The 3,856-nt window shown below is 61.0% G+C and carries 5 protein-coding genes; 1 reads left to right on the top strand and 4 read right to left on the bottom strand.

Annotation, left to right across the window (positions count from 1 at the left end; genetic code table 11):
- Nucleotides 1-17 precede the first annotated feature (17 nt).
- A complete protein-coding gene (locus tag EN993_RS32540; RefSeq protein ID WP_245469031.1) occupies nucleotides 18-644 on the top strand; it encodes an NnrS family protein in 627 nt (208 codons plus the stop codon).
- Nucleotides 645-709: 65 nt separating this feature from the next.
- Here the strand turns inward: EN993_RS32540 and EN993_RS32535 are convergent, their stop codons facing one another.
- The 4 genes from EN993_RS32535 to EN993_RS32520 form a co-directional block, all read right to left on the bottom strand.
- A complete protein-coding gene (locus EN993_RS32535) occupies nucleotides 710-1,579 on the bottom strand; it encodes an SUMF1/EgtB/PvdO family nonheme iron enzyme (protein ID WP_127265869.1) in 870 nt (289 codons plus the stop codon).
- Nucleotides 1,580-1,631: 52 nt separating this feature from the next.
- Complete coding sequence (gene nirK, locus EN993_RS32530; protein WP_109672895.1) at nucleotides 1,632-2,738, bottom strand: copper-containing nitrite reductase; 1,107 nt, start codon at nucleotides 2,736-2,738, stop codon at nucleotides 1,632-1,634.
- Between the two features lie 223 nt (nucleotides 2,739-2,961).
- Nucleotides 2,962-3,117 carry a cbb3-type cytochrome oxidase assembly protein CcoS gene (gene ccoS, locus EN993_RS32525; protein ID WP_109672898.1) on the bottom strand — a complete coding sequence of 52 codons (156 nt, stop codon included), beginning with the start codon at nucleotides 3,115-3,117 and terminating at the stop codon, nucleotides 2,962-2,964.
- On the bottom strand, nucleotides 3,114-3,856 hold a 743-nt coding region (locus tag EN993_RS32520), incomplete at its 5' end, for an HAD-IC family P-type ATPase (RefSeq protein ID WP_127265867.1). The genes ccoS and EN993_RS32520, both read right to left, overlap by 4 nt.

Here is a 3,856-nt window from a genome sequence, read left to right as displayed (position 1 = left end):
GTACGGCTGCAGCGATCGTGCTCATCTCGCTGATCGGTGGGCGTATCATTCCAAGCTTCACGCGCAACTGGCTCGTCCGCGAAAACCCTGGCAGGCTGCCTGCGCCGTTCGGCCGTTTTGACATCGCATCGATAGCCATCTCAGCCATCGCGCTGGGAGCATGGACGTTCGCTCCTGACAACCGCGCCTCAGGAATGCTTATGGCCGTCGCTGCAATCTGCCAGGCGTGGCGTCTGTCGCGCTGGGCTGGCGAACGCACATTGCGAGATCCGCTCGTGCTCATCCTCCATCTTGCATATGCCTTCGTGCCGGTCGGCCTCGCCCTTGTCTCGGTTTCGATCTTCTTTCCTGCCGCCGTGCCGGCTGCTGCTGGGCTCCACGCGCTCGGAACGGGCGCGGTCGGCGCCATGACGCTCGCCGTGATGACCCGCGCAACGCTCGGGCACACCGGACGAGCGCTCAAGGCTGGGAACGGCGCCTCGTTCATCTTCGTGGCCGTCCTGCTCGCGGGAACATTGAGAATCCTGGCCGCCTTCGTCCCCTCAGAGGCGGTGATCGATACGGCCGGCGCCGCATGGGTAGCGGCATTCGCTGGCTTCGTCCTGATCCACGGAACCGCGTTGACGACACCCAAGGCACAGTGAGGCGAGGGAAGGGCGACGGGCGGGCTCGCGACAGTCGAGAGGACGTGGTCCGCTATTCCTGCTTTTCAGACGATGCCAAGCCACCCAAGGATCCGGCTTGCCCATCCCGAATGGTCCCGGACCAATCTGAATCCCAGATTGTCGGGAGGCGTGCCAACGGCACAGCCTCCGCTTTTCCCGTCACTGACAAAGTTCGACATGTAGGCTCTGTGAAGCCCTTCAAGCACGTGGACGCCGCAATTGTCGACCGAGCTCGCAACACCACTTCCATCCGTAGCCAACGTGGTGCGGACATAGCAGGTCGAAGTCCACTCCCAGACGTTGCCGGAAAAGTCGGCGAGGCCCAGGGAATTGAAACCAAACGAGCCACGGCTCTTGGGCATCGGGTCCGGTTTGCGATTGAGGTCCACCTCGGCCTTGTAGCTGGTGAGCCAACGTCTGGCGGGGTTGTTGGCGTCGTTTTCGACACCCTCGAATTCGCCTGCGAACCGCTCCGCCGCGGCAAAGGCCCACTCATCGTCGGATGGCAGCCGCCATTGGCCGCCGGTCACTTGCGAATACCACCGGGCATAGGCATTCGCATCGAGATAGCTCACTCCGGTGACGGGAGCATTGCGCGGGATCGCGCGCGTCTCCTGTGCCGGCTGACAGGCGCCAGCCGACACGCAGTCCGCATAGTCGGCCGCGCCAACCTGGTAGGCCATGATTTCGAGAGGTCTGCTGAGTTGCCGCTCGATGCGGGGATTGCCTTGCGGGCGTCCCTCTTTCAGGAACTCGCCCGGAGTCGGATAGATGATCGAACCGGAAAGCAAGACAACTGTCATGGCGACGGGGTGGGGTTGTCGATCCCCGAAGACCGCCTGTAACGAGAGACCTACCGGAACAGCAGCGGCGGCCAGGGCGACCGGCAGAACCTTCAGGATGAAAGGAGACATGGCTTTTGTCCATGCCCGGACAGCGACGCCGTCCGGGCATTTTGGAGTGCCGTCAGTTGGTGGCTATGGGTTTGGGCGCCTCGACCTGCGTCATCAGATCATCATTCCACTGGCCTTCGACCATGAAGTGAGCGGTCGCTCCGAGTTCCACGGCCTCGATCAGATTGTGATTGACGTAGGCGTAGATGCCTGGCTGCAGGAAGGTATAGAGCGCCGAGCCCGCCGAGCCGCCACGGATGAACCAGGTCTCCAGATCCTTGGCAGGCGGATTGGCGAACTTGCCCTGTTCCCAGACATAGTCGCCGTGTCCACCGATCAGGTGAGGCCGGGTATCGCGGTTGGCCTGTGAGTGGACGATCAACACGGTCTCGCCGACTTTCGCCTTCATGGCGTTGTCACCGGTCAGGGATCCGACCTTGCCGTTAAACACGACATGCGTCGGGATCAGCCCGCGCATGACCTTGACGATATCGTCGTATCCGTCACCGGCCGATTCGTAACTCTTGAAATTGCCCTTCTCATCGCGCGGGATATAGAAGTCGCTCTCGCCGATATAGAAGATCTTGTCGTATTTGACCGGTTCGCCCCTGTCGTTCCTGAGCCCGTCGCGCGGCAGCACCATGATGGCGCCGCTCATGCCGGAGACGACATGCCAAGGGATCATCGCGCCACCAGGTGCACAGTGATAGACGAACGTTCCCGTTCGCGTCGCCTTGAAGCGCAAGGTCACCTGTTCGCCGGGATTGATCAGGGTGAGGCCACCGCCACCCAGCCCGCCTGTTGCGGCGTGGAAGTCGATGTTGTGGGCGAGGGAGTTGGTGTCTGGATTGATGAGCGTCAGCTCGAGATAGTCGTCCTGATGCACGACCATCAGCGGGCCGGGGATCGAGCCGTTGTAGGTCATCGCATTGAGCGTCGTGCCGTCGGCGTCGATGACAAGAGGCTTTTCCTCGATCGTGATGGTGAACTCGACGATCTTGGGTCCACCCTTGGCGACCTGATCGTGCGGATGCACAAACGGCGGTGCCACAAGCGCGATCTTTTCGCGCGCGAGCCCTCGAATGTCCGCCTTTGTCACAGTTGCTGAAAATGCGGGCAGTGCTGCCACGGCGGCAGCGCCAATCGCTGCCCCGAACAGAGCTTCACGTCGCGTGATCATGTCAGTCTCCTATCTCTCAACCGTTGCGGATGAATAGAATTTACCTGAGCTGACGCAGCGTTTCTTTGCGCTGGCGCAAATTGAAAGAGTTAAATCCAGGCAAGCTGCAGCTTCGGACACGGCAATGTTTCGCGTTATTCGAGCTTTTTGGGATTATTCCAGCCAGGGACATGCGGCGGTGTAGTTTTCTGCCCACCGCCATTATCGGCTACTTGGCTTTCGATCACTGATCCAGCTTGTCTTCTCGATCGATAAGGATCCGCTCGGCGGCGCCGTCGAGATCTTCATACTGGCCACTCTTCAAAGCCCACAGGAAGCCCCCCAAGCCAAGCGCACCAAGGAAGAGGGCCACAGGTATGAGGTAGGCAAGGGTCGTCATGAGAATCGGGCCAATCTGGTGATGTCGGAACGGCTGTCGCGCCGCACATCTTTCGCTGGCGAATTTGGTATGGAACTCTGCAGACGCAACGCATTTCCGATCACAAGCAGCGAAGAAGCGGACATGGCAATCGCTGCGATAAGAGGCGTGACGTGGCCCAGGATGGCGATCGGCACGGCGACGGCATTATAGACGATCGCAATCGCGATGTTCTGGCGTATCAGGTGTCCCGCCTTGCGCGAGACGTCCAGCGCGAGAGGCACTGCCAGAAGGCTTTCGCGCAGGAACACGAAGTCGGCCGCATTGCGGCCAATGTCGGCGGCGGTGGCCGGTGCGATCGAGACATACGCCGCGCTCAGCGCCGGCGTGTCGTTGAGGCCGTCGCCAACCATCAGAACCTTGTGTCCGTCTTTCGCCAGGGTCTCGATGCATTCGACCTTACCGGACGGCAGCAGGCACGGAACGAAGTCGTCGACACCCAGCATTTCTGCAACTTCGCCGCAGGCGCCCGCGGTATCGCCCGACAGCATTTGCACCGACACCCCAGCATCATTCAATTGCCCGATCGCCGCCTTGGCGTCGGCGCGCAGAGCGTCCTCAAAATTGAAGGTGGCGACAATGAACCCGTCTTTTGTCAACACCGTTCCGCCATAGCCATGTTTGCCTTCGCCGCCGGTCCGGGCCTTCCATCCAGCCCATCCGCGTCGACCCAGCCGCCAGATACTTCCGGCGACAGTGG

This window comes from Mesorhizobium sp. M7D.F.Ca.US.004.01.2.1 (assembly GCF_003997785.1).
GTDB classification, from domain to species: domain Bacteria; phylum Pseudomonadota; class Alphaproteobacteria; order Rhizobiales; family Rhizobiaceae; genus Mesorhizobium; species Mesorhizobium loti.
Note: the sequence above shows the minus strand (reverse complement) of the source record. Positions and strands in the feature narration are given on the sequence as shown.